This window comes from uncultured Pelagibacterium sp. (assembly GCF_963972885.1).
In the GTDB taxonomy this organism is placed as follows: Bacteria; Pseudomonadota; Alphaproteobacteria; order Rhizobiales; family Devosiaceae; genus Pelagibacterium; species Pelagibacterium nitratireducens.
The window spans coordinates 1-21,768 of sequence record NZ_CAXAXY010000050.1; the positions used below are offsets into that span (position 1 = coordinate 1).

The 21,768-nt window shown below is 61.5% G+C and carries 24 protein-coding genes and 1 tRNA gene; 9 read left to right on the forward strand and 16 right to left on the reverse strand.

Translation table 11 applies throughout. From position 1 onward, the window contains the following. The first annotated feature begins 165 nt into the window (after positions 1 to 165). The 3 genes from AACZ55_RS09665 (at position 166) to AACZ55_RS09675 (ending at position 2,752) form a co-directional block, all read left to right on the forward strand. Positions 166 to 786, forward strand: coding sequence for a flavin reductase family protein (locus AACZ55_RS09665; RefSeq protein ID WP_339645612.1), 621 nt, complete (start codon positions 166 to 168; stop codon positions 784 to 786). A 111-nt stretch (positions 787 to 897) separates the two neighbouring features. Next, positions 898 to 1,794: an alpha/beta hydrolase gene (locus tag AACZ55_RS09670; RefSeq protein WP_339645615.1), complete on the forward strand. Its 897-nt coding sequence runs from the start codon at positions 898 to 900 to the stop codon at positions 1,792 to 1,794. Between the two features lie 67 nt (positions 1,795 to 1,861). Continuing rightward, positions 1,862 to 2,752, forward strand: a complete 891-nt coding sequence (locus tag AACZ55_RS09675) for an alpha/beta hydrolase (RefSeq protein ID WP_339645618.1) — start codon at positions 1,862 to 1,864, stop codon at positions 2,750 to 2,752. Here the strand turns inward: AACZ55_RS09675 and AACZ55_RS09680 are convergent. The 14 genes from AACZ55_RS09680 to AACZ55_RS09745 all read right to left on the reverse strand — a co-directional run bounded on the left by AACZ55_RS09680 (position 2,749) and on the right by AACZ55_RS09745 (position 15,146). Then, complete coding sequence (locus tag AACZ55_RS09680; protein WP_339645622.1) at positions 2,749 to 3,915, reverse strand: pyridoxal phosphate-dependent aminotransferase; 1,167 nt, start codon at positions 3,913 to 3,915, stop codon at positions 2,749 to 2,751. The two genes, AACZ55_RS09675 and AACZ55_RS09680, sit on opposite strands and share 4 nt — an antisense overlap. A 13-nt stretch (positions 3,916 to 3,928) precedes the next feature. Next, positions 3,929 to 4,729, reverse strand: coding sequence for an ABC transporter permease subunit (locus tag AACZ55_RS09685; protein ID WP_338609118.1), 801 nt, complete (start codon positions 4,727 to 4,729; stop codon positions 3,929 to 3,931). Further along, positions 4,726 to 5,679, reverse strand: a complete 954-nt coding sequence (locus tag AACZ55_RS09690; protein WP_339645625.1) for an ABC transporter permease subunit — start codon at positions 5,677 to 5,679, stop codon at positions 4,726 to 4,728. The genes AACZ55_RS09685 and AACZ55_RS09690 overlap by 4 nt, the downstream gene beginning before the upstream one ends. Continuing rightward, positions 5,676 to 6,818 (reverse strand): polyamine ABC transporter ATP-binding protein, encoded by a 1,143-nt coding sequence (gene potA / locus AACZ55_RS09695; RefSeq protein WP_339645629.1) that lies wholly within the window; start codon positions 6,816 to 6,818, stop codon positions 5,676 to 5,678. Before potA ends, AACZ55_RS09690 begins: the two co-directional genes overlap by 4 nt. A 77-nt stretch (positions 6,819 to 6,895) precedes the next feature. Beyond that, on the reverse strand, positions 6,896 to 7,987 hold the full coding sequence (locus tag AACZ55_RS09700) for a polyamine ABC transporter substrate-binding protein (protein ID WP_339645632.1): 1,092 nt from the start codon (positions 7,985 to 7,987) through the stop codon (positions 6,896 to 6,898). A 409-nt stretch (positions 7,988 to 8,396) separates the two neighbouring features. Further along, complete coding sequence (bfr, locus tag AACZ55_RS09705) at positions 8,397 to 8,882, reverse strand: bacterioferritin (protein WP_338609123.1); 486 nt, start codon at positions 8,880 to 8,882, stop codon at positions 8,397 to 8,399. 384 nt (positions 8,883 to 9,266) lie between these two features. Beyond that, positions 9,267 to 9,479, reverse strand: coding sequence for a DUF3329 domain-containing protein (locus AACZ55_RS09710; protein ID WP_338609124.1), 213 nt, complete (start codon positions 9,477 to 9,479; stop codon positions 9,267 to 9,269). Between the two features lie 29 nt (positions 9,480 to 9,508). Then, positions 9,509 to 9,988, reverse strand: coding sequence for a lysozyme inhibitor LprI family protein (locus tag AACZ55_RS09715; RefSeq protein WP_339645636.1), 480 nt, complete (start codon positions 9,986 to 9,988; stop codon positions 9,509 to 9,511). Between the two features lie 44 nt (positions 9,989 to 10,032). Then, a complete protein-coding gene (locus AACZ55_RS09720) occupies positions 10,033 to 10,707 on the reverse strand; it encodes a DUF599 domain-containing protein (RefSeq protein ID WP_338610620.1) in 675 nt (224 codons plus the stop codon). A 444-nt stretch (positions 10,708 to 11,151) separates the two neighbouring features. Beyond that, entirely contained in the window at positions 11,152 to 11,874 is a 723-nt protein-coding gene (locus AACZ55_RS09725; RefSeq protein ID WP_339645640.1) for a hypothetical protein, read from the reverse strand. Beyond that, complete coding sequence (locus AACZ55_RS09730) at positions 11,871 to 12,566, reverse strand: hypothetical protein (RefSeq protein WP_339645643.1); 696 nt, start codon at positions 12,564 to 12,566, stop codon at positions 11,871 to 11,873. The genes AACZ55_RS09725 and AACZ55_RS09730 overlap by 4 nt, the downstream gene beginning before the upstream one ends. Further along, the gene (locus tag AACZ55_RS09735; protein WP_339645646.1) at positions 12,563 to 13,414 is read right to left on the reverse strand and encodes an ABC transporter ATP-binding protein; all 852 of its coding nucleotides are present in this window, start codon (positions 13,412 to 13,414) and stop codon (positions 12,563 to 12,565) included. The genes AACZ55_RS09730 and AACZ55_RS09735 overlap by 4 nt, the downstream gene beginning before the upstream one ends. After that, positions 13,411 to 14,019 carry a TetR/AcrR family transcriptional regulator gene (locus tag AACZ55_RS09740; protein ID WP_339645649.1) on the reverse strand — a complete coding sequence of 203 codons (609 nt, stop codon included), beginning with the start codon at positions 14,017 to 14,019 and terminating at the stop codon, positions 13,411 to 13,413. The genes AACZ55_RS09735 and AACZ55_RS09740 overlap by 4 nt, the downstream gene beginning before the upstream one ends. An 89-nt stretch (positions 14,020 to 14,108) precedes the next feature. Continuing rightward, entirely contained in the window at positions 14,109 to 15,146 is a 1,038-nt protein-coding gene (locus AACZ55_RS09745; protein ID WP_339645652.1) for an aldo/keto reductase, read from the reverse strand. Positions 15,147 to 15,382: 236 nt separating this feature from the next. On the opposite strand from AACZ55_RS09745, the gene AACZ55_RS09750 reads away from it, so the two are divergent. The 5 genes from AACZ55_RS09750 to AACZ55_RS09770 all read left to right on the forward strand — a co-directional run bounded on the left by AACZ55_RS09750 (position 15,383) and on the right by AACZ55_RS09770 (position 19,122). Continuing rightward, a tRNA-Met gene (locus AACZ55_RS09750) sits at positions 15,383 to 15,459 on the forward strand. Positions 15,460 to 15,583: 124 nt separating this feature from the next. Continuing rightward, positions 15,584 to 16,117 (forward strand): DUF4260 domain-containing protein, encoded by a 534-nt coding sequence (locus AACZ55_RS09755; protein WP_339645655.1) that lies wholly within the window; start codon positions 15,584 to 15,586, stop codon positions 16,115 to 16,117. Positions 16,118 to 16,362: 245 nt separating this feature from the next. Then, positions 16,363 to 17,193, forward strand: a complete 831-nt coding sequence (locus AACZ55_RS09760) for an alpha/beta hydrolase (protein WP_339645658.1) — start codon at positions 16,363 to 16,365, stop codon at positions 17,191 to 17,193. Positions 17,194 to 17,392: 199 nt separating this feature from the next. Then, a complete protein-coding gene (locus tag AACZ55_RS09765) occupies positions 17,393 to 18,421 on the forward strand; it encodes a homoserine dehydrogenase (RefSeq protein ID WP_339645669.1) in 1,029 nt (342 codons plus the stop codon). Then, entirely contained in the window at positions 18,418 to 19,122 is a 705-nt protein-coding gene (locus AACZ55_RS09770; protein WP_339645660.1) for a glutamine amidotransferase, read from the forward strand. The genes AACZ55_RS09765 and AACZ55_RS09770 overlap by 4 nt, the downstream gene beginning before the upstream one ends. A gap of 43 nt (positions 19,123 to 19,165) precedes the next feature. Here AACZ55_RS09770 and AACZ55_RS09775 read toward each other — a convergent pair whose 3' ends face one another. After that, positions 19,166 to 19,978 carry an AraC family transcriptional regulator gene (locus AACZ55_RS09775; protein ID WP_339645662.1) on the reverse strand — a complete coding sequence of 271 codons (813 nt, stop codon included), beginning with the start codon at positions 19,976 to 19,978 and terminating at the stop codon, positions 19,166 to 19,168. Positions 19,979 to 20,073: 95 nt separating this feature from the next. Then, complete coding sequence (locus AACZ55_RS09780; protein ID WP_339645664.1) at positions 20,074 to 21,012, reverse strand: AraC family transcriptional regulator; 939 nt, start codon at positions 21,010 to 21,012, stop codon at positions 20,074 to 20,076. Positions 21,013 to 21,226: 214 nt separating this feature from the next. Between AACZ55_RS09780 and AACZ55_RS09785 the strand changes: the two genes are divergently transcribed. After that, positions 21,227 to 21,768: TetR-like C-terminal domain-containing protein (locus AACZ55_RS09785; RefSeq protein WP_339645666.1), on the forward strand; the 542-nt coding region annotated here is incomplete at its 3' end.

The following is a 21,768-nucleotide window of genomic DNA, read 5'->3' on the forward strand; positions in this document are numbered from 1 at the left end:
GCCCAACAGCGACATCGATGCTCTCATGCCCTGGCACTACACCGGCTGAACGGTCCTGGCTTCGCGCTTACCACCGCAGCGCGAGGCGGTACGATAGTGAGGTTGGCAATGGCGGAAAACCGGCTTATTGCGGGCCTACGAATGAGACCGCCCAGAGGACATACAATGGCCCGCTACCATTCCTACGACCCCGCCGAGGGACATGGACTGCCCCATGATCCGATCAAGGCCATCATCGCTCCACGGCCGATCGGCTGGGTATCCTCGCTCGACAAGAATGGGCACCCCAACCTCGCGCCCTACAGCTTTTTCAACATCTTCTGTTCGGCGCCGCCCATCCTTATTTTCGGCAGCGAAGGGCGAAAGGATTCGATCAACAACATCGAGGCCACCGGGGAATTCGTCTACAATCTGGCGACCCGGAGGCAGGCCGAGGCGATGAATATCAGTTCGGGGTCGTTTGCTCCCGGCGTCGATGAGTTCAACGAGGCCGGACTTGAAAAGCTTGCGTCAGAGACGGTCGGGTCACCACGGGTTGGTGGGGCGCCGGCGAGTTTTGAATGCAAGCTGCTCGAGGTCAAGGCGCTCGTCGATCTGGATGGTAACCGTCTGGAGCGCGAACTTGTGATCGGGCAGGTGGTGCGGGTTCATATCGATGCAGACTACCTCACCGATGGCCTGTTCGACATTGAAAAGGCAGGGACAATCGCCCGGTGCGGCTATCGTGGCGACTATGTGGAGGTCACATCGGTCTTTGAGATGCTGCGACCGGTAGTCGGACGGTAAGGCTTCCTTAAGCGCTGTGGCCGCACCTGCCCTTATCCTGTCCAAAATTGGTCGCGATCGTGCGGCAGGACAGGCACTCGATACAGTTTTCTTCAAATCATCACGGCTGCAATGAAAGTTTCACGTCGCCATTTTATGGGCACCGCTGGTGCGTTTGCGCTCGCCGGAGGCCTGTTCCCAAGCGCAGCGCAGGCCGTATCTCTCATGGATCCGTTCAACCTGCCTACGGCGGTCGATGGCGGGGTGATGAAAATGGGGGATGGTATAGCCTATGCCGGCGGACCGCGTGGCAAGCTCGATGTGTATGTGCAGCAGAACCCCAAGGGCAACGCACCGGTCGTGATGTTCATCTATGGCGGCGGCTGGAGCCGGGGAGAGCGTTGGGAATATGATTTCGTGGGTCGCGCGTTTGCGTCGCGGGGCTTTGTTACGGTCATTGCCGATTATCGGCTGGTTCCCGAAGTCACCTATCCTGCCTTTCTCTACGATATTGCGGTCGCGGCCAAATGGGTGGAAGACAATATCGCGACCTTCGGGGGTAATCCCGACAAGCTGTTTTTGGCCGGACATTCGGCGGGAGCCTATAACGCGGTGATGCTGGGGCTCGATCCGACCTTCCTGCGCGAGGCGAGATCGACCCTCAAGGTGCGCGGCATCGCCGGTCTTGCCGGCCCCTACGATTTCTATCCATTCGAATTCAACGAGGTGCGAGAAGCGTTCGGCTATGCGCCCAACCCTGAGGGCACTCAGCCGGTTCGGCTTGTAACTCCAGCAGCACCGCCGATGTTTCTGGCGGCGGGAAATCTCGATCTGATCGTCAAGACCGACAACACGACGGCTCTTGCTGCAAAGCTGCGCGAAAACAACGTGCCGGTCGATGAGCGCTATTATGACGGGATCGGGCATATGGAGATCGTTACCGCTCTGGGGGCGATGCTGCGCTGGCGCGCGCCGGTGCTCGACGATGTCGTCAACTTCTTCTCCAGCCTCGGGGCGCTCGACTCTTAAGGCGGTCAAACCGGCTTGGGGATCAGACTGAATGAAACCATGTGGCCCGTTCAAACGTAACAAGGGCATGGATTTCAAAACGCGTGCCCTTGTCTGGGCGGGAGCACTGATGATGGGGGCGATTTCGGGGCTTTTCGGATTTGCCAATGCGTTTTCGCCCGTCGGTGTCTTCAACGCGCTGGTTCCCAAGGATGGCGGTGTTACAATCGAGCGCAACATACCGTTCGGTGTTCACCCGCGGCAAAAGCTCGATATCTATCGGCCCACCAATGACGAGACCGGACTTCCGGTCATCTATTTCAGCTATGGCGGCGGCTGGGAATCCGGCGACAAGGAAGAGTACAGCTTTGTGGGCCGGGCGCTGGCGGCCCGTGGCTATGTGACGGTCATCGCCGACTATCGGCTGGTGCCCGACGTTGTGTATCCCGACTTTGTCGCCGACAACGGGTTGGCCGTTCAATGGGTCACCGACACGATCGGGAGCTATGGTGGCGATCCGGGCCGAATGGTTCTCATGGGGCATTCGGCGGGCGCTTATAATGTCATGATGCTGGCGCTCGATCCCGAGTTCGGGGTCGATCTGTCAAATGTCAGGGCCATAGTGGGGCTGTCCGGGCCGTACGATTTTTATCCCTTCGACGTGTCGCAATCGCAGAACGCGTTCGGCGATTTTCCACAGCCCGAGCAAACCCAGCCGGTCAACCTTGTGTCGCGAGATCTGCCGCCGGTTTTTCTGGGGCACGGGGACAAGGACGAGACGGTTTTTCTGCGCAATTCGGTGACACTGGCCGAAGAGATGACCGAGTCCGGTATCGATGTGTCACTCCAAATCTATGAGGGCGCCAATCACGCCGATACGCTGGTCTCAATGGCGATGCCACTGCGCTGGCGATATCGGGTGCTTGATGATGTGCTGGCGTTTCTCGACGCCAACGCTGTCTCGGGTCCGATTCCCTAGCGTTTGAGGAAGCGCTCAAGGCGCTCAAGTCCCACAGCGATCTTGTCGGGCCCGGCGGCAAAGCACCAGCGCAGCCAGCCCTCCCCCTCCGGCCCGAAGGCGCTGCCGGGCGCCAGACCCAGGCCATAATCGGCGACGAGGGTTTTGGCCGTCGCCATGTCGTCGGGTTCGCCGTCGATGCGGAAAAAGGCGTACATGGCGCCATCCGCCTCGGGGATTTCGATGCGGCCCATATGCGAAAGGCCATCGAGCAAGGCGCTGCGCGATGCGGCCAGGCCGGACCTGAGCGCGGCGATCGTTTGTTCGCCTCTCGGGTCGGTCAGCGCGGCAAGGCCGCCCCTCTGGATGAAGGATGGGGCACAGGAGGTATTGTATTCAATGACTTTGGGGACGTCGGACATCATAGCCTGGGGCAAGGTCAGCCAGCCCAATCGCCAGCCGGTCATGCGCCAGGACTTGGAAAAGGAATTGACGCGGACGATGCGGTCGTCGGGCTCGGCGTGCCGGAGCATAGACGGCGCTGCGTCGCTGCCGTCAAATATCAGCCGTTCGTAAACCTCGTCGGTGAGGACCCAGATCCCGTGCTTGCGGCAATGCTCGAGGATGGTTTTCTGCGCCTCCCGATCAAGGGTGAACCCGGTTGGATTGTTGGGCGCATTGATGATCACCATCCGTGTTTGGGGGGTGAGCGTATCGAGCAGGCGCTCGATATCCAGAGACCATTTTCCATCTGCAACGCTCAAGGGAAAGCGGACGATTTCGGCACCCAGAAGCCGTGGGGCTTCGGCGATATTGGGCCAGATGGGAGTGATGACAACGACCCTGTCCCCGGGCGAGACGATGAGCTGGTTTGCGATCATCAGGGCCGACACGCCCGAACCGGTAATGGCGATCTGTTCGGGGCTGGAGGGTATGGCTTGCAGCCTGCTTTCATAGCCGGCAACGGCCTCGCGCAGTTCTGGAAGGCCAAGATTGTGAACATAGAAGGTCTCGCCATCGGCCAGCGCCTTCTGTGCCGCCTCGCGGATGAAGGGCGGCGTGACCTCGTCACCTTCACCGAACCAGAAGGGTGCGATGTCGGTCCGGCCCATGCCGGCGTTGGCGATATCGCGGATACGCGAGGATGAGAGGGCCGAAACCTGCGGTCGGGCAGTGGCGGACATGGTGGTCTTTCGCTCAGGTGTTGGTTTGACGGCGGGCACCGATGATGGTGGCGGCGACGACGCCGATGGCAACGATTGCAATGATGATGGTGGCCAGTGCGTTGACGTCAGGAGAGACGCCGAGGCGGATTTTCGAGAAAATCACCATGGGCAGGGTGGATGACCCGGGCCCTGAAACGAAACTGGCGATCACCAGATCGTCGAGCGATAGCGTGAAGGCCAGGAGCCACCCCGAAATCAGCGCGGGCGCGATGATGGGCAGGGTGATGTCAAAGAAAACCCGTAAGGGTGTGGCGCCCAGATCCATTGCCGCTTCGTCGAGCGAGCGGTCCATGTCCACGAGGCGTGAGCGCACGACCACGGTGACATAGGCCATGCAGAATGTTGAGTGGGCAATGGTGATTGTCGTAAAGCCCCTTCCGCCCGGCCAGCCAATCAGGGCTTCCATGGAAACGAACAACAGCAGGGCCGAAAGCCCGGTTATGACTTCAGGCATGACAAGGGGCGCTGAGACCATGCCGGTGAGCGCCGTTTTGCCGCGGAACTTGCCGAGCCGGGTGAGGGCGATGCCGGCCAGCGTGCCGAGAACCGTGGCGATGGTGGCGCTGACGGCAGCGATCTGCAGGCTCAAGAGCCCGGCCGCGACAACCTGGGAATCGCCAAACAGCGAGGCGTACCAGCGCAGGGAAAATCCCGTCCATACCGTCACCAGCCGGCTTTCGTTGAACGAGAAGACAACCAGCGAAACGATGGGCGCGTAGAGGAACACAAAGCCGATAACCGCCATAATCGTGGTGAAATATCCGCGCTTCATGCGTCCTTCTCCACCACGGCATTTTGAGCACGGCTCAAGAGCATGATCGGGACCACGAGGATGACCAGCATGACGATGGCGACGGCCGAGGCCACGGGCCAGTCGCGATTGGCGAAAAACTCGTCCCAAAGCACACGGCCGATCATCAGCGTATCGGCGCCGCCCAGGAGCGAGGGAATGACGAATTCGCCGATGGCAGGAATAAAGACCAGCATGGAACCGGCAATCACGCCGGGCATGGAAAGTGGAAGCGTGACCGTCAAAAACGTCATAAAGGGCCGCGCGCCCAGATCGGCCGAGGCTTCGATCAGGCTCTGATCGAGTTTGACCAGAGCCGTATAGATCGGGAGGATCATGAAGGGCAGGTAGGTATAGACGATGCCCACAAAGACAGCGCCTTCGGTCTGGAGCATGGTGATCGGTTCATCGATGATGCCGAGCCCGACCAGCGCGTTGTTGATGATGCCGTTGCGGCCCAGAAATCCCATCCACGCATAGACCCGCAAGAGGAACGAGGTCCAGAAGGGCAGGATGACCAGCATGAGCAGCAGGTTGCGGTATTTGTCGTCGGAGCGCGCAATGAACCATGCCATGGGATAGGCAAGGACCAGCGAAATGGCTGTCGAGATTGCGGCGATGCGCACCGAGTTGATGTAGGCGTTGGCGTAGAGCGCGTCCTGGAGAATGAACAGAAAGTTCGAAAAATGCAGGGTGATCGAAAGCGACCCGTCGGCGCCCCAGATGAACATCGGCAGATAGGGCGGCTGGCCCAGTGCAAAAGCGCTGAGCGCGATCTTGAAGACCACCAGGAGCGGGATGAGGAAGAATACCGCCAGCCACAGCGTCGGCGCGAGAATCACTGCGGAGCGTCCGGAAATGCCCAGCCGGTACAGGCCGTTGGCAATGAAGGTCCACGCCCTGCGCCGGGGCTGCATTTCCCCCATGCTCACGAAGTCAGCACCGCGCCGGCATCAGCCTCCCAGGAGACGAACACCTTTTCGTCCCAGCTGATGGATTCGGGGGCGTAGCGGGAAGAATTGGTCTGAGAGACGTGGATGCGCTTGCCACTGTCGAGAACGATGCGGAAAACGCTCATATCGCCGAGATAGGCAACGTCTTCGACCAGCCCGTGGGTGATGTTTGCACCGCCTTCGGGGCGTTCACGCGAGAGCACCATCTTTTCAGGGCGGATGGCGTACCACAGGGTCTGCTCGGGAGCGCAATCGACGCCGTGCGACACATAAATATCGCAGCCGGCCTCGGCCGAGGAATCGATTCGGATATGGTCGTCCTCATCTTCGGTGACCACGCCTTCGAACATATTGACCGAGCCCACAAACCCCGCGACGAAGCGGGTGTTGGGAAACTCATAGATTTCCTGAGGTTCGCCGATCTGGGCGATCTTGCCATCGTTCATGACACCGATGCGGGTCGAGAGCGTCATGGCCTCTTCCTGGTCGTGGGTGACCACAATAAACGTCACGCCGAGGCTTTCCTGGATCTTGACCAGTTCATACTGGGTCTCCTCGCGCAGCTTCTTGTCGAGCGCGCCGAGGGGTTCATCGAGCAGGAGCAGTTTGGGGCGCTTGGCCAGCGAGCGGGCCAAGGCGACGCGCTGACGCTGGCCGCCCGAGAGCTGGTGGGGCTTGCGTTTGGCGAAAGGCTCGAGCCGGGTGAGCTTCAAGAGCTCGGCCACGCGGTCGGAGATGTCGGAGCGTCCCATGCCCTGGCGCTTGAGGCCGTAGGCTATGTTGTTTTCGACGCTCATATGCGGAAAGAGCGCATAGGACTGGAACATCATGTTGATGGGGCGGTGATAGGGGGGCACGTTGGCCATGTCCTGACCATCGATCTCAATGGTGCCCGTGGTGATCGATTCAAAGCCGGCCAGCATGCGCAGAAGCGTCGATTTTCCCGATCCCGATCCGCCGAGCAGGCAGAACAGCTCGCCCTTGTAGATGTCGAGGGAGACGTCGTCGACGGCATAGACGTCGCCGAAGGTCTTGGTGACGTTGCGGATGCGCACAAACGGCTTGGCGCCCGCATCGCGCCAGGGGCGCGCATCAGCGGCGATTTGAGGCTTTTTCAAAAGAGGATTTCCCCATCCCCGAACAAGAAGAATTGGCAGGGCACCATAATGCGCCCTGCCATGCAAGATATCGTCGCTCAGACGCCGGTCTTGATGCGGGTCCAGGCGCGGGTCAGAAGCCGATCATATGAGGGCGAGCGGGCCTTGAGCGGGAAGAGATTGGCCATCACCTCTTCGGTCGGATAGATCGCCGGGTCATTGAGGACTTCCGGATCGACGAGTTCATCGGCCGCTGCGTTGGGATTGGCGTACCAGACGTAGTTGGTGATGTCGGCGGCGATCTGTGGCTCGAGGATGAAGTTTATGAAGGCGTGAGCCGCTTCAGGGTTCGGCGCATCGGCGGGAATGGCCATCATGTCGAACCAGATCGAGGCGCCTTCTTCGGGAATGACGTAAGCGATTTCAACGCCTTGGTCGGCCTCTGCGGCGCGATCTGCGGCGATGAAGATGTCACCGGAATAGCCCACTGCCAGACAGATTTCGCCATTGGCGAGATCGGAGATGTACTGGGAGGAGTGGAAGGAGCGGATATGGGGGCGGATCGAGCCGATCAGCTGCTCGGCCGCTTCAAGGTCTTGGGGGTCTTCGGAGTTGGGATCGAGGCCGAGATAGTTGAGTGCGGCAGCGACCATTTCGACCGGTGCGTCGAGGACCGAGATGCCGCAATCGGCCAGCTGGGCGGCGATTTCGGGGTCAAAGAGCAGGTCCCAGCTTTGAAGCGGGCCGTCTTCGCCCAGACGCTCGGTGATGGCGCCGATGTTGTAGCCGATGCCGGTGGTGCCCCACATGTAGGGGACCGAATACTGGCTGCCGGGATCGTGGGCCTCGACGATTTCCATGATGGCGGGGTCGAGGTTTTCGATGTTGGGGATCATGGACTTGTCGAGCGGCTGGAACAGGCCGATGGGGATCTGGCGCTCGAGGAAAAAGCCTGAGGGAACAACGACATCGTAGCCCGATGAGCCAGCCAGAAGCCGGGCTTCGACGATTTCGTTGGAGTCGAAGACGTCGTAGTTGGTGGCGATGGAGGTCTCGGCGGTGAACTTTTCGAGGGTGTCCTCGGCGATGTAGTCGGACCAGTTGTAGATGTTGACCGTCTGGTCCTGCGCAATGGCGGCGGTGGCCAGCAGGGAAGCGGTAAGGCTAAGGAAAATCAATGGCTTGTGCATGGTGACGGAGGTCCCTTTCGAAAAGAAAAAGAGATGGTGACAATGTCGTGCGACTGCTCCGGAGTTGGCTCTTGGCGGCGTCAACCACACGGCACTCCCTTCGCCGCTTCACCAATCGGATACGAGGATCAAACCCCGCGCGCGGACCCGACCGCTAGGCATAAAAAGGTCGATTTCCGCATTACAGGCAAGCGCGATCCCTGAAAAGCGAAATTGTGGGCAATGGACGTCTCAGGCACCGAAATCTTTCCATGCATGCATCGTGGGGTCAACAATGGGCGCAAAAGCTATGGACTTGAGCGTTCGGAGCCACAAGATTGCGAAACATTGACACCTTAATGACGGTGCATGAAAAAGCCCCCGCATCGGAAGCGATGCGGGGGCATAAAAATGCCAATCGATTTGTCGCCTATTCGGCTTCGTTGGCTGGCTTGGCGTTGAGCTGGCCGTATTTTTCCACGCCGATCTTGTCGAGCAGATCGAGCTCGGTTTCCAAAAAGTCGGTATGGCCTTCCTCGTCGGTCAGCAGGTCTTCGAACAGGCGCTGGGTGACGTAGTCGCCGAGGTCGTTACACAGCTTGCGGCTTTCGCGATAGGAGGCGATGGCGTCAAGTTCGCCGGCCAGATCGGCCTCGAGCACTTCCTTGATGTTCTGGCCGATGCGCAAGGGCGCGACGCGCTGGAGGTTGGGATGACCCTCAAGGAAGATGATGCGGTCGATAAGCTTGTCGGCGTGGTGCATCTCCTCGATGGATTCGGCCCGCTCCTTTTCGGCCAAGCGCTTGAAGCCCCAGTCGCTGAGCAGACGGTAGTGAACCCAATACTGGTTGATGGCCCCCAGTTCGAGAAAGAGCGCTTCGTTAAGCCGCTCGATGATCTTTGCGTCGCCTTTCACTTTCACCTCCTTGGCGCGTGGATTTGCGCAGAGTTTTCATTTTCGACCTGACGTCTACCAGATTGGCGGCGTTCCCGGCCAGTTTGAGGTGATAAGTTTCGGTGACCTTCCCGATAATGTCCACAATGTTCGGCACGCAGCCGCAACATTGTCCGCGCTTGCCCAACTCGCGATAGATGTGAGCGGGCACCACGAGCTGCCAGGGGTCCTCGTCGAGAATGTCGACGACGATGTTTTCGATGTCGGTTGTCGATATCAGATTGCACTGGCAAACAAGCATGGCGAACGTATTGTGAGGTGAACACTCAGGTTTGACCCCCCATACATACGGCCTTAAAGGTGATTGTCAACGTCAGCTTTGGTCGCAGGGGTGAAAAATACCGTTCACTCCTGCGTGTCGTCGGGTGCCTTGGGGCGGTCCTTGTTCCAGGCGATGAAGAAAATATAGACCGCGTATGCGCCCAGCCCGCCAAACATCAGCGCCCAGCCGAAATTGCCGTGATAGATGTCGACCGCGGCAATGGTGGCCGGGATGGCGACCATGAGCACGCGGCGCCACATGGGGCGAAACCAGGGATGGTCGGCGTCATTGTTCATAAGGGCCTCCAGATGGGCGTTCCTGTGCCTTAACCTTCAGGGTTGAGATAGCGCCAAAGCGTCTCGGCGCGCCGGGCGGTTTCATCGAGCATGCAGCTTGCGTGCGCAATGGAGCGCATGGAGCCGTTGCCCCAGAAATCATACTCAAATCCGCAGGTCTGGTCACGATAGGCGATCCATGTGCGTTGAGCCTGTTGAAGCGTGGTGAACAGGTCTGCGTCGAGGGTTTCCCCGAGCTTGGTGTAGCTGGTGTTGAGCCGGCTGTCCCACCAATCGGTTTCGCGTGCCGTGCATTGGACCATGCCGATGGTCGAATAGCCGCCCTCCTCGGTGTCCATGCACACATTCGATACGGCGCCGATGCAGTCGGTCTGTTTGCTCGAAGGATCGGAAAGGTCCGCCAGACATGCCGTCATCAGGTCGGCATCCGCAGTGGTGAAAGTGGTCGTGTCCTGAGCGGTGGCGGGCAGGGCGACGAGCATAAAAACGGCAATGGTCAGTGCCTTCATGGGATTGTCCTGTCAGTTCGTTATCAGCAGATGTGGTGGGGACCCTAGTGCGGTGTTATGCGGGCGACCAGCCAGCGGGCGTTGGAAAAATATTCGCGGTGGAGCAGCAGCCCGACTGTGCCGATGGTGACGATGATGGCGAGCCAGCTCGAAACGAACCAGGCGACCATCGGAATGGCGAAATAATAGGACCGGATGCCGGAATTGAAACGCTGGGCGGCCATGGCGTTGATGCGGGCGACGGTCCTGATTTCCTCGGCCGGAGCGGGCTTTGTGTGATCGAACGCGCCGATCAGGATGCAGAAATGGTTGAACTGGCGCAGCGACAGGGTGAAGGCGAGAAACGCGTAAACGAACAGGAACAGCAAGACCACATTGTGCATCTGCAGGTCCAGCTCGGTATAGGCCGGGCCCAAGGTTATCGATGACAGCGCGGGCAGAAAGTCCTGCAACTGGCCGATGACGGTAAAGAGCGCCAGGATCAGGAGCGCGGTGGTCGAGGCAAAAAACGAGACCGAACTCATGATGTTGCCCGACAGGATGGCATCGAGCGGGGAATCGCGGCGGGCGGCCTGGGTGACCCAGTTGAAGCGCTGCTCGTTCATCAACGCCGACAGCGACGGGCGGCTTTGGTCCAGCAGGCGCGACGCAAAACCGTAGAAATAGAGCGCCAGAAGCGGAAGCATGGACGCGAAAAGCGCAAAGCCGTTTATCTGCACCAAATCATCACTCCCGTTGTCTTTTGGGCTGACGATAGCGTCTGTGTCGCGCTGTGGCGACAGCAAATCATCGCAAGGTGCATCACGGTACGACCCGGTGACATCGCTCCTGGAGGGGATGGTGCAAATTCCGGTGCGGTGTGAACTTGTCCTCGGCAGGGGGGCGGCGTGACCGCGAGGTCCGTGGGCAACCATTTCCGCGGTGCCAGTTGTGAGGCAGCGGATCCCCGGGTCAAGCCCGAGGATGACGATGGGGCTGGGGTTTGCGGCGGGGATGGAGCCGAGAGGGGGCAAGCCTCATATGACAGTGGGGTGAAGACCGAGCCCAACCACCATCGCTGTCCCGGACGCGATCCGGGACCCAACAGCCTTGCCGGTGCTCCGGTGCCGGTGGCAAGGCACATGGACCCCGGCTTTCGCCGGGGCAGCGCAGGGGGATTTTGGTCAGTCGGTGCGGTGGCGCAGGCGAGCCAGCAGGAGGATGACGAACAGCGCGGCGGTGGCAAGGGCAAGGAGCGTTGCGGGCAGCGGTGAGAGGGTGGCAGGGGATAGCCCGGCCATTTCCCCGATCCAGAAGGCGGGCACGATGGCGGCGAGGTACCGCCAGGGTGGGGCTATCAGCGCAGCCAGGGGGGCGAGCAGGGCCAGATTGATCAGCTTGGTCAGGGCGAGCCCTTCGACCCTGTTGGCGGAAAAGGCGAGAAGGAAAAGGGCGGTGAGAACGGCGTGGCCGGCGGTTATTATCGCCATCAAGAAAGCCGTCGTCCAAGGCAGGTCGGGCAACACGAAAAACCCGATGCCGGCGGACACGATCAGCGTGAGGACGATCGTTACGACAAGGCGGTAGGCGATGAAGCCGTTGCGACCGACAGGGGTGGTTTCGAGCGCCATCAGAACCGCCTCGTCGCGATCTTCAAGCAGCATGAAGCCGGTGACCCAGCCGAGCATGGCACCGGGCATGAGAACGGCCAGGGCGCCAAGCATGCGGGCCACGCCCGTTATGCCGAAGGTTTCGTGCGCCGCCGTCTCGGCCAGCGGACCGAAAATCACGATCAGGGGGACGGGGAGCAGGCTCATGACGATGCCGATCATGAGCATGGGATCACGCGAGACGTTGAGCGCGTCGGCGCGCAGCAGACCGGCGATGGTGGCAGGGAAGAGGTTCATTTGCGGCCCAGCTCGGATTGAAGCACCCGGTGGGCGTAAAAAAGGGCGGCGGTGGCTGCGAGCAGGGGCGAGGCGTACATGGCGACAAGGTCAAGGCGGGTGGCACTGCCATAACCAAGGGCGGTCAGGGTCAGCCGGAACTGGGCCACCGGAGGGAAGGCGAGCAGGGGCGTGGGCAGGGGATCGACAAGCGCCAGCCCCGCAGGAACGAGCACCGGGCCCAAAAGCAGTGCCGAGCCCAAAAGGTAGGCGTTGACGGTTTTGAATCGCAGGGCAATGGGCACCCCGATGCCGATGTAAAACAGTGAGGTGAGGACGACGGCAACCAGAAGCTGCGGCCAGTTCACGGCTCCCGATTTTGCCACCGCCAGAACGATGACGGCAGCAAGCGCCAGAGCGGTGAGCGTTATGGTTTTGGCCAGCAGATAGGTGTGGGCCGAAACCGGGGAGATCGACAGCGCGGCACGAACCCCCTCGCCCTTTTCGAGCAGCATGAGGCCGCCGAGAAAGAAAAAGCCCAGAGCCGAAGGATCGGAAAAGATCACGAGCGCTACCGCCCAGTCGGGCAAATGAGGACCGGCGAAAACGAGAAACGCGCCATAGAGCGCGATGACCGTGCCGTAGGCGGCGTGAATGCCGTAGCGGTATTGCAGCCGCAAATCATGGGCCACAAGGGTGGGGATCCCGTTCATTGTCTGCCACCGGCGACGGCGACGAAAATATCGTCGAGGCTGGCTTCGCGCGTGTGCAGCGAAACGATGTCGCCGGACTGCAAGAGGGCCTGGAAGGCGGAATCGGTTGCCAGCCCGTCCATGGCAAAGGTCTCGGTGACCAGGGTGCCGTCGCGGCGGGCGGTGGCCACCAGTTCGGGCTTTCCAAAGCGCACCATGAGATCGGCGGGGGTGCCTTCGAGCGCTATGGCTCCATCGACCAGAAAGCCCACGCAATCGCAGATCTGTGCGGCCTCGCTCATATTGTGGGTGGTGAGAAACACCGTCTTGCCGCGGGCGCGCAGGTCCGAAATCAGCTGGCGGGTGACGCGGGCGCGGGCCGGGTCCTGCCCGGTGGTCGGCTCGTCCAGAAACAGCAATTGAGGGTCGTTGAGCAGGGCGCGGGCGAGATTGAGCCGCATCTTCATGCCCTTGGAAAAGCCCTCGACGCGCTGGTCGGCGGCATCGCGCAGATCGACCATATCGAGCACCGCCTCGGGCGCGAGCGGGGCATCGGCATAGAGGGCTGCGAAAAGGGCAAGGTTTTCGCGCGCGGTGAGCCGACCATAGAGCGCGGGCAATTCAAAGCTCACGCCTATGCGTTCGTAAAAGGTGCGGCCGGAGCGGGCGGGCGCTTCGCCGAACACGTTGGCGGTGCCGCCATAACCACGCAGCAATCCCATCAGGATTTTCTGGGTGGTGGATTTGCCGGCGCCCGAAGGGCCCAAAAGGCCATAGACCGAGGCGGGGGGAACTTCAAACGAGACCCCGTTCAGGGCCGGGGCCGAGGCGCCCTTATAGGTAAAGGTCAGGCCCGAGACCGAAATCATGGCGCGCTGGCGGTGAGTTTTTGCACGAAGATTTCGCGAAGGGTTGCGCAGCTTGCCGCGAACTGGCCGGCGCTGAACAGGGACTTTTGCAGTACCAGGCTAACCAGAAGGGTGAGGATGGCGGCGATATCGTGCGGGTCGACGTCCCCGATCAGACCCTCGGATTTGAGCCCGGCGCAGAACGTTTCGATAAAGCGCAGGTCCTTTTCTTCCTCATGGGCCAGGCGCGCTGGGGGCGTTTTGCGCAGGAGTGCGGCAAAATCGTCGGGAACGGCGATGATGGCCACCAGGGGATCGGACATGAGCTTTTCGACGAGCTGATCGAAGAACCGCCCCGCCCGGTCGGCGACCGGACCGTCGCATTGGGAGAAAAAGGCAATGATTTCTGCCTTGTGCATCTGGTCGCGCTGGTCGGCGATGGCCAGAAACAGCGCTTCCTTGTGCTCGAAGAATTTATAGAAAGTGCCTTTGGCAACGCCCACGTCCTTGCACACATCCTCGACGCGCATGCCGCGCAGGCCGTATTGGGTGAAATGAGCAAGACCGGACGCGAGAAGCTGGGTGCGGATCAGCTCATTGTCGGCGGCTGTGAAATGGCGGGGCATGGTGAGCCGCTATGACGAATTGCGTCATTTGGTCATAGCATGAAAACCCACAAGCGGCAAGCCGGGAGCGGCCGGCCGCCCGGGGTGCGTCAGGCGACGGTGCGCGGGTACAGGCGGTGAAGGTCTGCGATGGCCGCGATGATCTGGGGTGAGAGCACCAGATCGTGAGCGGCGATGTTGGATTTCAGCTGATCCATGGAGGTGGCGCCGATGATGACCGAGCCCATGAAGGGGCGGGTGAGACACCAGGCGATCGCCATCTGGCAGACATCGAGGCCGTGCTGTTGGGCGAGCTCGATATAGGCCTTTGTGGCGGTTTCCGATTGCGGGTTGAGCCGCCACATGGTGCCCAGGGCGCCGCGCGTGCCGGCGGGCATCTGCCCGTCATTGTATTTGCCGCTGAGCAGGCCGCCCGCAAGCGGGGAATAGGCGAGCAGATCGACATCTTCAAAGGCACAGACCTCGGCCAGGTCGTGGTCGAAATGGCGGCGCACAAGATTGTATTCGTTCTGGATGGTGGCCATGCGCGGCAGGCCGTGGGTTTCGGCGAGCTTTATGTATTCGGACGTGCCCCAGCTGGTTTCGTTCGACAGGCCGATGGCGCGGATTTTTCCGGCCTTGACCTGGGCGCCCAGCGCTTCGAGGACTTCGAGCAGGTTGTCGCGGATGGCCTGACGGTCCTGGCCATAGGGATCAAAGGTCCAGGATTTGGAGAAATTGTAATGCTCTCTGTTGGGCCAGTGGAGCTGGTAGAGGTCGATGTAATCGGTCTTGAGGCGCTTGAGGTTGGCTTCGAGGGCGAGAACGACCTGTTTGCCGTCCATGGGGCGGCCATCGCGGATCCAGGCATTGCCCGGCCCGGCGATCTTGGAGGCCAGCACCCAATCGGCGCGGCGGCCGTTGGCGGCGAACCAGTTGCCGATGATGGTTTCGGTCGACCCTTGCGTTTCGGCGCGGCCGGGCGTGGAATAAAGCTCGGCGGTGTCGAGGAAATTGACGCCGTTGTCGAGCGCATAGTCCATCTGCGCGTGGCCCTCGGCCTCGGTGTTCTGTTCGCCCCAGGTCATCGAACCAAGGCAGATGCGGCTCACGGAAATGCCGGTGCGACCGAGCGTGCGCTGTTGCATGAGGGAAATCCAGGTGGTTGAAAACTGCAGAAAAAACGAAAGGGCAGAGCCTCTGACCCATGTGTAACCGGGGTGAATGCAAAGCGCAATCTCGGGGACAGACGGACGCAGTTCGGCGCGTGTCAAAAAAATGTCGTGTTGGCGATCACAAGGGGTATGCAAACGCAATTTGCACCCCTATATAGGCGGCGTCCAAGCGGTTCGCCCGGCGCACCGCATTCGACGGACATCATTGGCGCGGGGTGGAGCAGCCCGGTAGCTCGTCAGGCTCATAACCTGAAGGTCGCAGGTTCAAATCCTGCCCCCGCAACCAATTTGACTTGCCATGACCCCGCCCGACCGGCGGGGTTTTGTCGTTTGGGGGCAATGGAAAGGGATGCCGGCGAGATTGCCGTGCCTGCACCCCCGGCCTGCGGCCTTGATCCGGACGCAGGTCCATGGCGGCCCTTGTCCACGAGCAAACAGCAAGCCGTGCACCTTTGCAGCAGTCTGCGCGCCGCGCGGAGCGGCTCGACGCGCTAGCGTGGGAAAAGGACAAGCATTTTCATGGATCCCCAATGAGCAACAACGCTGGACCTGAACACGGCGACCACGGCTATCCGACGGGCATGATGGTCTGGCTGTTGCGAGCGGAAGCGCTGGCGATCCTGGCGGCAAGTACCGCACTTTTCTTCCTGCTTGGCGGAGACCTCTTGATATTTGCCGTGCTGTTTTTTGCTCCCGACCTCAGTTTCCTCGGATATGGGGCTGGCAGGAAGGTGGGCGCGGTACTCTACAATACGGTCCACAGCTACGCGTTGCATTCGGTGCTGGCCGTCGCCGGCGTTCTGAGCGGCCACGAAATCTTATGGCAGGTGGCCCTTGTATTTGTGGCTCATGCCGCCTTCGACCGCAGCCTTGGCTATGGGCTGAAATATTTCGCCGGTTTTCGCTACACCCATTTGGGGACGATCGGCGCAAGCGGGAACTGAACCCTGGATCGCGACCGCAAAGCCGGCTCCATCCCCGATCGCGTCGAGGACATGCTTTTGCCGGGCACGCTCCAGAGCCCGCAAGATCGGCACCTTGAGGGCAGCTTCCGCGCCGCAGCAGGTTCGCCGATCCGCTAGATTTTCTGACGTGAACGGCCGGCGCGTGTTCCGACCAGATGCGATTGCGGCTGCGCACATCCATGGATTTCAAGATCCGCTCAACCTGGCTTGCAAGGAGACATCCAATGGCAACCATCACAACATCTGACGGCACCACCCTGTTTTACAAGGACTGGGGGCCGAAAGACGCGCAGCCCGTCGTGTTCCATCATGGCTGGCCGCTCAGTGCCGACGACTGGGACAATCAAATGCTGTTCTTCCTGTCCGAAGGCTATCGCGTCATCGCCCATGACAGGCGCGGTCATGGCCGGTCCGACCAGACCGACACCGGCAACGACATGGATACCTACGCGGCAGACGTAGCCGAACTGGCCAAGGCGCTGGACCTGCGCGACGCCATCCATATCGGTCATTCGACCGGGGGCGGGGAAGTGACGCGCTATGCGGTGCGGGCCGAACGCGGCCGGGTGGCCAAGATCATCCTGATCGCCGCGATCCCGCCGGTGATGGTCAAGTCCGACACGAACCCCGACGGCGTGCCCATGGATGTCTTTAACGGGCTGCGCTCGGCCCTCAAGACAAACCGCGCACAGTTCTATCGCGATCTGCCGAGCGGACCCTTTTATGGCTTCAACCGGGAGGGCGCGACGGTCAGCCAGGGCCTGATCGACAATTGGTGGCGCCAGGGCATGAATGGCGGCGCAAAGGCGCACCATGACTGCATCGCGGTGTTTTCGGAAACCGATTTCACCGAAGACCTCAAGGCCCTCACCATTCCCGTGCTGATCATCCACGGCGAGGATGACCAGATCGTGCCGATCGAGAACGCAGCGCACAAGGCCATCAAGCTGGTCAACGACGGCACGCTCAAGACCTATCGGGGGCTTTCGCATGGCCTGTTCGCCACGCATCCCGAGGTGGTGAACCCCGACATGCTGGCCTTTATCCGCGCCTGAGACGGGCTGGCCGCGCCCGATCGGCGGCCGCGCCGTTCTTTGCGACCGCCGAAAGCCCGCTTCCGTGCCTGCCCCGCTTGCCGCCGGTAGCGCGAGGCTTGCATTGCGGTATAGTCTTCGCCTTCAAGGCAAATGCGTTCGGTGCACACGGTAGAATTGGCATGCGGTGCTCGATGCTGGGAGATAACGCGTGCAAACCATGAATGTCATCGGGGTCGCCATCGCCGGTCTGGGCGGCGTGGGTCGGGCGACGGCCAATTTGCTCCTGGCCCGCCGGCAGCGATATCGCGAGGTCCATGGCGTCGAAATCCGCCTTGTCGCGGTCTGCGGATCGCGATCGGGGCTGGCCGATCCGGACGGGCTCGAGCCGGAGCGCCTGGACAGGCTGGAGCCCGGTCTGACCGGTCCCGATTTCATCGCGGCGAGCGGCGCGGACATCGTCATCGAGGCGGGGCCGAGCGATTTCCGGACCGGTAGTCCCGGACTTGGGTATCTTGGTTCCTCGCTTGCCGCCGGGCGCGACACCATCGTTGTTTCGAAGGGTGCGCTGGTCCACAGCGGGCCCAAATTGCGGGCCCTGGCGCGTTCTTCGGGCGCGATGCTCAAACTCAGTGGCGCAGCGGCGGCGGCGCTGCCCACGATCGACCTTTTGGAGCACAGCCTGAAAGGGAGCACGGTTCTTGAAATCGAGGGCATCGTGAACGCCACCACCAACTATCTGCTCGATGCGATGATGAACCTCAATCTCGGCCTGGAGGACGCGCTGGCCCGCGCCAGGGCCGGCGGGTTTGCCGAAGCCGACCCGCGCAATGACATCGAAGGTTGGGACACCGCCAGCAAACTCATCCTCATCGCAAATTTCGGTCTCGATGCCGACCTGACGATGGACGATCTGGTCGTCGAGGGCATCGGGTCGGTTGGGGCGAGCGATATCGAGACGTGGCGAAAGCAGGGTCTTGTTCCCAAGCTTGTCGGAAGGCTTACGCGCGCGGACGGCACGATGCGGGCGGGGGTCGGTATCCGGACATATCCGCTGAGCGATCCGCTCGCGCATGTGTCGGGAAAGAACAAGGCGATCCGGATCACCACCGACGCGATGGGCGAGACGATCGCCATCGGATCGGGAACCGAGCCTCTCGCCACCGCGGCCGCTGCGCTCAAGGATCTCGAACACATCCTGAGCGCAAGAAGGGCTCGGACCACCGGCACCTGGAGAGGCGCGTCATGACACCGAGGACAGTTCAGGCCATTCGCCATATAGGCTTTGAGGATCTGGGCAGCTTTGCGGACCCTTTGCGGGCGGCCGGCTACGACATCGAATACATCGATGTGGCCGAGCGCGATCCGGCAGGGCTCGACCCTCTCGCGGCCGATCTCCTCGTGGTTCTGGGTGGTCCGATCGGCGTTTACGACCACGATGGCTATCCGGTCGTCACCGACGAGATCGACCTGTTGCGGGCGCGGCTGGCGGCCGACCTGCCGACGCTGGGTCTGTGTCTGGGCGCGCAGCTGATGGCGGCAGCTCTTGGTGCGCGTGTCTATCGCGGGCCCGCCAAGGAGATCGGCTGGTCGGCGCTCGATCTGTCGGACGCGGCAGCGACCGGTCCTCTTGGCGTGCTGCGCGAGGTGCCCGTACTTCATTGGCATGGCGACACGTTCGAGCTGCCCGACGGCGCTACCGTGCTTGCATCGACGCCGCTCTGCGCCAATCAGGCCTTTTCGCGCGGACCGAACGTGCTCGGTCTTCAGTTCCATCCCGAGGTCCAGGGCGCGCGCTTCGAGCATTGGCTCCTGGGCCATGCAAGCGAGCTGGCCACAGCAGGAATCGACCCGGGCCCGTTGCGCCGGGATGCGCAGCGATATGCCAGCGACCTGGAACAGGCCGGCGCTGCATTGCTGAGCGACTGGCTGTCGCGCCTGAGGCGTTGACCCGACCGGCAATCCCTGGCGCCGCATGGGGTGCGGCCGCCCGTTACCGGGACGCGGCGAAACGCACCTGGTCGCGGACCGCCCGACGATACTCGGTTGGGCTCATGCGCTGGTGCTTTATGAAAACGCGGGCAAGCACCTGGTTGGATGAATATCCCACCTCCTGGGCGATCTCGGTGACCGAGAGATCCGTCGTCTCGAGCAGTTGGCAGGTTTTCTCCATCCGCAATTGGGTCAGATAGACCCGGGGCGGAACGCCGATGCTCTGTTTGAACATGCGCGCAAAATGGAATGGCGAGAGGCGTGCCTCGGCGGCCAGCTCGTCAAGGCTGATGTCCTGGGAAAGCCGCGCCCGCATCATTTCCAGACAACGCCTTTCCGCCCACGGGGCGAGGCCGCCCCTTGCCGGAGCGAACGGTGCCCCGCCCAATCGGCTCAGTTCGGCGAGGATCTCGCAGCCTGCAGCCCGCATCCAAAGACGCGATGGCGCACCTTCGTCTTTGCAGAGCCCCCACAGGTTACGCAGCGCTGACCGGATCGGCGACGAGTCGAACACCCGGCCATAGTTAAAGCAGGTGTCGAAGGAGAACCGGCCGTCGGTGGCCTCGTCAAGGACGCCCTGCCAGTGCGCCAAGGGAAACGTCAGGCTGCGAACCTGATGGCTTTCCTCCATGACCGCCGAGGTGGCAAAGTTCGGCGCAGCCAAATTGAGGAGGCCTTTTCTGCTGGTCACATCAAAGCGACCTCCTCCCAGATCTGACCTGACACGGCCATTGCCAAGTATGTCCTCATACAGAACGATATCGGGAAGGGCCGGGCGCGACATGTCCCCGGCGGGCTGGGCCACCTCAAGCATTTCAAGGACTCCGCCTGGGGATTTCAGCGTGCGTACGTAGGATGCATGCAGGCCTTTGCTTTGCAGCTGGGTGAAAGACGAATGGGCCGACACGGTCATTGTGGCGTCTCCGATGCTGCAATTGCCGTTCCCGGCGCCTGGCGCACCGGATCGCGGACCGCCCGACGGTACTCGGTGGGGCTCATGCGCTGGTGTTTCATGAAGACGCGGGCGAGCACCTGGTTGGATGAATATCCCACCTCCTGGGCGATCTCGGTGACCGGAAGATCGGTCGTCTCGAGGAGCTCGCAGGTCTTGTCCACTCTCAGCCGTGTCAGATAGACCCGGGGCGGCACGCCCAGGCTCTGTTTGAACATGCGCGCGAAATGAAACGGGGATAGTCGCGCTTGCGCTGCAAGGTCATCGAGGCTGATGTCCTGGGAAAGCCGGGCGTGCATGAATTCGATGCACCGTTTCTGCGCCCAGGGGGCCAGGCCGCCGCGCGTCGAAGCGAGTGGCGTTCCGGCCATCTGGCAAAGTTCGGCCAGGATCTCGCAGCCCGCGGCCTGGGCCAGCAGGCGCGAGGGTGCACCTTCCTCGTCACAAAGGCGCCAAAGCTGGCGCTGCGCGGACCGGATTTTTGAGGAGGTGAACGTCCCACGGTGGAGGGCGCCGAACTCGAGACGGGATGGCTGGCCCGCACCGTCGTCCAGGAGCCGGCTCCAGTGGGCGATTGGAAACGCCATGGAGCGAATCCGGTGGTTGCTGTCGACGCTGATCGAATTGGCGAAGTTTGGCGCGGCCAGCAAAAAGTCGCCCGCCCGGGTCCTGGTGCTGAACCGCCCCGAGCCCAAATCGGCGTTCAAGCCGAAGCCGCCGATCAGATCATAATGGAGGACAAGCTCGGGCACGGCGGGGTCCGACATTTCGACCGCAGGCATGGCGGTCTCCATCAGATTGAGGAAGCCGCCGGGAGATTTGATCATGCGTATATAGGGCGCAAAGGGGCCCTCGCGGAACCACTGGACAAAGGAGGAATAGGCAGGCACGGTCATGCTATGTCTCCCATGCGTCTTGCAGGCTTCAGTCTGAGTCCGTCGCCGGCTGCGCTCCGCGCGGATCGATCGGCGGCCGAGCGGCCGGTCGATACAACCGTTCCGCATCAGGACACTCGACACGGATCTGCAAATACCAGATGAACGTCGTTTCAACCCCTTTTCATGCACCGGTCGAAACGCTACCGTTCCATCCATAATGAAGAGATAATGGATGGAGCGCAAGTCTATCGACCAAATCAAGAGACGCAAGCCGAGCGGGGCGGCGGTCATCCGGCCCGAACTGACCAAGGCGCTGTTCAGGGCGTTGTTCGAGGAGTGGGCACAGTGCGGCTATGGGGCGGTGAGCCTGGAGCGCGTGGCGGCGCGCGCGGGCGCCGGCAAGGCGGCCATCTATCGGCGGTGGCCCTCAAAACTCGAGTTCGTGTGCGAAGCGATACAACGCGTCGGCCTCACTCTGTCCGACTTTGACGATCACGGCTCGCTCGGTGCCGATATCAATGCCTATCTTCGGACAACACGGGCGGCGTTTCGTCATCCGCTGGCCCGCAAGATCATTCCAGACGTCGTTGCCGAGCGCATGAGAACGCCCGAAATTGCGGTGACGCTGAACAGTCTGGCGGCCGCACGTCGGGCGTTTGGAAGTCGAATGCTCGATCGCGCCATTGCCCGCAAGGAGCTGCAGCCGGCGCTCGACAGAGAGCTTGCGCTCGATCTTCTCATATCGCCTCTCTACATGCGCATGATCGTTCATTC

Bases quoted from the DNA above. Each gene is read 5' to 3' on its own strand.
- AACZ55_RS09665 (WP_339645612.1), top strand. From the start codon at position 166: ATGGCCCGCTACCATTCCTACGACCCCGCCGAGGGACATGGACTGCCC.
- AACZ55_RS09670 (WP_339645615.1), top strand. From the start codon at position 898: ATGAAAGTTTCACGTCGCCATTTTATGGGCACCGCTGGTGCGTTTGCG.
- AACZ55_RS09675 (WP_339645618.1), top strand. From the start codon at position 1,862: ATGGATTTCAAAACGCGTGCCCTTGTCTGGGCGGGAGCACTGATGATG.
- AACZ55_RS09680 (WP_339645622.1), bottom strand. From the start codon at position 3,915: ATGTCCGCCACTGCCCGACCGCAGGTTTCGGCCCTCTCATCCTCGCGT.
- AACZ55_RS09685 (WP_338609118.1), bottom strand. From the start codon at position 4,729: ATGAAGCGCGGATATTTCACCACGATTATGGCGGTTATCGGCTTTGTG.
- AACZ55_RS09700 (WP_339645632.1), bottom strand. From the start codon at position 7,987: ATGCACAAGCCATTGATTTTCCTTAGCCTTACCGCTTCCCTGCTGGCC.
- AACZ55_RS09710 (WP_338609124.1), bottom strand. From the start codon at position 9,479: ATGAACAATGACGCCGACCATCCCTGGTTTCGCCCCATGTGGCGCCGC.
- AACZ55_RS09715 (WP_339645636.1), bottom strand. From the start codon at position 9,988: ATGAAGGCACTGACCATTGCCGTTTTTATGCTCGTCGCCCTGCCCGCC.
- AACZ55_RS09725 (WP_339645640.1), bottom strand. From the start codon at position 11,874: ATGAACCTCTTCCCTGCCACCATCGCCGGTCTGCTGCGCGCCGACGCG.
- AACZ55_RS09730 (WP_339645643.1), bottom strand. From the start codon at position 12,566: ATGAACGGGATCCCCACCCTTGTGGCCCATGATTTGCGGCTGCAATAC.
- AACZ55_RS09735 (WP_339645646.1), bottom strand. From the start codon at position 13,414: ATGATTTCGGTCTCGGGCCTGACCTTTACCTATAAGGGCGCCTCGGCC.
- AACZ55_RS09740 (WP_339645649.1), bottom strand. From the start codon at position 14,019: ATGCCCCGCCATTTCACAGCCGCCGACAATGAGCTGATCCGCACCCAG.
- AACZ55_RS09745 (WP_339645652.1), bottom strand. From the start codon at position 15,146: ATGCAACAGCGCACGCTCGGTCGCACCGGCATTTCCGTGAGCCGCATC.
- AACZ55_RS09755 (WP_339645655.1), top strand. From the start codon at position 15,584: ATGGCGGCCCTTGTCCACGAGCAAACAGCAAGCCGTGCACCTTTGCAG.
- AACZ55_RS09760 (WP_339645658.1), top strand. From the start codon at position 16,363: ATGGCAACCATCACAACATCTGACGGCACCACCCTGTTTTACAAGGAC.
- AACZ55_RS09765 (WP_339645669.1), top strand. From the start codon at position 17,393: ATGAATGTCATCGGGGTCGCCATCGCCGGTCTGGGCGGCGTGGGTCGG.
- AACZ55_RS09770 (WP_339645660.1), top strand. From the start codon at position 18,418: ATGACACCGAGGACAGTTCAGGCCATTCGCCATATAGGCTTTGAGGAT.
- AACZ55_RS09775 (WP_339645662.1), bottom strand. From the start codon at position 19,978: ATGCTTGAGGTGGCCCAGCCCGCCGGGGACATGTCGCGCCCGGCCCTT.
- AACZ55_RS09780 (WP_339645664.1), bottom strand. From the start codon at position 21,012: ATGACCGTGCCTGCCTATTCCTCCTTTGTCCAGTGGTTCCGCGAGGGC.